Origin of the sequence: Streptomyces sp. ADMS, assembly GCF_033441795.1 — a bacterium.
In the GTDB taxonomy this organism is placed as follows: domain Bacteria; phylum Actinomycetota; class Actinomycetes; order Streptomycetales; family Streptomycetaceae; genus Streptomyces.
Genome location: NZ_JAVFVX010000244.1, coordinates 1 through 3,635, shown reverse-complemented (window position 1 = coordinate 3,635; position 3,635 = coordinate 1). Strand labels below are relative to the sequence as shown.

General features: G+C 70.7%; 4 protein-coding genes. 3 read left to right on the top strand and 1 reads right to left on the bottom strand.

Translation table 11 applies throughout. The annotated features are described in order from the left end of the window. Positions 1–233 (bottom strand): 6-phosphofructokinase (locus RB628_RS39840; protein ID WP_318325538.1); only part of this gene is annotated, 233 nt, incomplete at its 3' end. 233 nt (positions 234–466) lie between these two features. On the opposite strand from RB628_RS39840, the gene RB628_RS39835 reads away from it, so the two are divergent. The 3 genes from RB628_RS39835 to RB628_RS39825 all read left to right on the top strand — a co-directional run. Continuing rightward, positions 467–919, top strand: coding sequence for a MerR family transcriptional regulator (locus RB628_RS39835; RefSeq protein ID WP_318325537.1), 453 nt, complete (start codon positions 467–469; stop codon positions 917–919). Then, on the top strand, positions 916–2,517 hold the full coding sequence (locus RB628_RS39830) for a peptide chain release factor 3 (RefSeq protein ID WP_318325536.1): 1,602 nt from the start codon (positions 916–918) through the stop codon (positions 2,515–2,517). Before RB628_RS39835 ends, RB628_RS39830 begins: the two co-directional genes overlap by 4 nt. Positions 2,518–3,208: 691 nt before the next feature. Further along, a partial coding sequence (locus RB628_RS39825; RefSeq protein WP_318325535.1) for a SulP family inorganic anion transporter occupies positions 3,209–3,635 on the top strand: 427 nt, incomplete at its 3' end.

The window sequence follows — 3,635 nt, the reverse complement described above, 5'->3', positions numbered from 1 at the left end:
AGATGCTCGGGGCGGACCCGGGACGAGCCGAGGATGGTGCCGCCGCGAGCGAGGACGCCGCTCACCGCGTCGAGGTCGAGCTTGAGGTGGTCGCACTCCAACAGGCCCCTCCAGCCGTCCCGGAAGTCGATGACCTCGTCACCGTGGCCGGCGACGGCGCGGTGCACGACGGACCGGATGACGGTGTTGAGGCCGGGGCGGTCGCCGCCGGATGTGAGGACACCCATGCGGATGGCGTTACGGACTCCTGAGGCGGGGTCGGGCGGCCGACGGCGCGGTCGGCCCTCGCCCATGGCGGTCGGGGGACGGCGCCGCCCCTCGGGGGAAAGAGGGCGGCACCGCCTGGCGACGACGGCGGCCTGTCGGGGAGCCTCCCTCGTAGCAACGATTGTCAATCTACCCTAACGTCAGGGTAGGTTTGTAGTCCGGCAAGGACGCCGGGCACACGACGCGAGGCGGTGGGGCCGTGACCGGAAGGCTGATGCAGATCGGCGAGGTGTCCGAGCGCACGGGCTTGTCCCTGCGGACGATCCGCCACTACGAGGACGTCGGCGTCGTCACCCCCAGCGAACGCAGCGACGGCGGTTTCCGCCTCTTCACCGAAGCCGAGGTACGCCGCCTGGCGCTGGTGCGGCGCATACGGCCGCTGGGCTTCTGCCTGGAGGACGTCCGGGCCCTGTTGGACCTGTTGGAGCAGCTTCCCGCAGACGGAGCGCCGTTGCCGGAGAATGACGAGCAAGCACACGAGGAACTGGTGGAACGGTTGCGCAAGTACTGGGTCGAAGCGGACGCGCGGTGCGAGGATCTGCGCCGGCAGCTGGGGCAGGCGGAGGAGTTCGCCCATTCCCTGCACCGGCATCTGGCCCGGGTCGTGGATGCCTCGGCGACGGCCGGCGCCGCGGTGGAGGTCGTGCGATGAGTTCGAGCGGTGAGTGGGCGGCCGGCGAGGCGGCCCGGCGGCGGACGTTCGCGGTGATCAGCCACCCGGACGCGGGCAAGTCCACGCTGACCGAGGCCCTCGCCCTGCACGCGCAGGCGATCACCGAGGCGGGCGCGGTGCACGGCAAGTCGGGGCGGCGCGGGGTGGCCTCGGACTGGATGGAGATGGAGAAGGCCCGTGGCATCTCCGTCACCTCCGCGGTGCTGCAGTTCGCGCACCGCGGCTGTGTGCTGAACCTGCTGGACACCCCCGGTCACGCGGACTTCTCCGAGGACACCTACCGGGTGCTGGCGGCGGTGGACTGCGCGGTGATGCTGATCGACGCGGCCAAGGGTCTGGAGGAGCAGACCCGCAAGCTCTTCGACGTCTGCCGCCACCGGGGCATCCCGGTGATCACGTTCGTCAACAAGTGGGACCGGCCCGGCCGCGAGGCTCTGGAGCTGCTGGACGAGATCGAGCGCGAGTTCCGTCTCAGGCCCACCCCCATCGTCTGGCCGGTCGGTGACGCCGGATACATGCGCGGCCTGATCGACGTACGGCAGCCGGAGCGGATGCTGCGCTACACCCGCACCCCGGGCGGCGCCCACGAGGCGATCGAGGAGACCGTCCCGGCCGGGCAGGCCGCCGCCGAGGAGGGCACGGACTGGGAGAAGGCCGCCGAGGAGCTGGAGCTGCTGGGTGCCGACGGCGCCGTACATGACCAGGAGGCGTTCCTGGCGGGCCGGACCACACCGGTGTTCTTCGGCGCGGCGATCTCCAACATCGGCGTACGGCTGGTGCTGGACGCCGTCGTCGACCTCGCCCCGCCGCCCGGTCCGCGCGAGCTGGAGGGCGGTGGGACCCGGGCGGTGGACGCGCCGTTCTCCGGGCTGGTGTTCAAGGTGCAGGCCAACATGGACCCCGCGCACCGGGACCGGATCGCGTTCATGCGGGTCTGCTCGGGGATCTTCGAGCGCGGCATGACCGTCACCCGCGCCGTCTCCGGCAAGCCCTTCGCCACCAAGTACGCGCACAGTGTCTTCGGCCAGGACCGCTCCATGGTCGACATCGCCTACCCCGGTGACGTCGTCGGCCTCGTCAACGCGACCGCCCTGCGCGTCGGCGACACCCTCTACGCCGACCAGGCGGCCGTCTTCCCGCCGATGCCGACCTTCGCTCCGGAGCACTTCGCCGTCGTCCGCCCGGTCGACCTCTCCCGCTCCAAGCAGTTCCGGCGCGGCATCTCACAGCTGGACGAGGAGGGCGTGGTCCAGGTCCTCGTCTCCGACCTGCGCGGCGACCAGGCACCGGTGCTGGCCGCGGTCGGGCCAATGCAGTTCGACGTCGTCAGCGCCCGCATGGCCGGGGAGTTCTCCGCCGCCGTGAGACTGGAGATGCTGCCGTACCACCTGGCCCGTGCCACCGACGCGTCCGGCGCGGAGGCACTCAACCGCTCCCGGATCGTCAAGGGCGAGGCCCTGACCCGCATCCGGGACAAGGCGCAGCTCGCCCTCTTCGTCGACGGCTGGCAGGCGAACTCCTTCGAGCGGGAGTTCCCCGACGCACGGCTCGACCACCTCATCGCCGCCCACGACTGACGTCGACCGGCGCACGCGACGCCGCCGAAGGCCACCCCGCGACCCGCGGCGTACGGCCGCCGCCGGAGCACACGGGCCGAGCCCGGCACGGACACCCGGTGCGCACCGCTGGCACGGATTGCCGCGCGGCGGGAGAGGCCGACAACGCGGGGCGCGTACGCAAGGGCAGCGCCGGAACCCGTCTTCGTCGAGCAGTTCGGGGGCGACGGGGCCGGCCTTCAGGTGACGGCGGATCGCGTACAGGGGCAAGCCGGTTCACTCGCCGCTCTCGCCGCTCTGTATCCGGCGCTCGGTCGCCGCCCGGCATACCGCCGAGCCCGCTGTTTTCGAACGCTTGAGCTGCTCTCGTTTGCGCGTCGGACACCTGCGGGCCGCGCGTGTGGTTCACCCGCATTTCACAAGCAGAAACTCGCACTCTCCCCTCACGTCAGGGTAGAGTCATGGTCGAGGGCGGCCAGACTGTAAAGGCGCAGTCGACGCGGTACCTCCACAGCGCGGGCCCGTCCGGGCCGCGTCAGCACTCCCAGACTTCCGGGCGACGATGCCCGACCGGCAGCCGTAGCGGCTGCCACCTCATCCGGCAGGGCCCCCATCGAGGCCGGGCCGCCGGGGATTCCTCCTTTGTGTGGAGTCGAGTACGACGCGCGTGTGTCCAGACGGTGGACGTGTGCGCCTGAACAGAAACGGTTGAATGTCTTCACCGCTGTCCCAAGCTCCCAAGTTCCGCGCGCGTTTTTCGAAGAACACGGTCAAGCCTGACTGGCTCGCCTCCCCGAAGGTCTTCCGTACCGAGGTGCTGGCCGGCCTGGTCGTTGCCCTGGCGCTGATCCCCGAGGCCATCTCCTTCTCGATCATCGCGGGCGTCGATCCGGCCGTGGGTCTCTTCGCGTCGTTCACGATGGCCGTGGTCATCTCGGTCGTCGGCGGCCGTAAGGCGATGATCTCCGCCGCGACGGGCGCGATGGCCCTGGTCATCGCACCGCTCAACCACGAGTACGGCCTCGGCTACCTCATCGCCGCCGTCGTCCTCGGCGGCCTCATGCAGATCGTCCTCGGCGTACTCGGCGTGGCCAAGCTCATGCGCTTCGTGCCCCGGTCGGTGATGGTCGGTTTCGTCA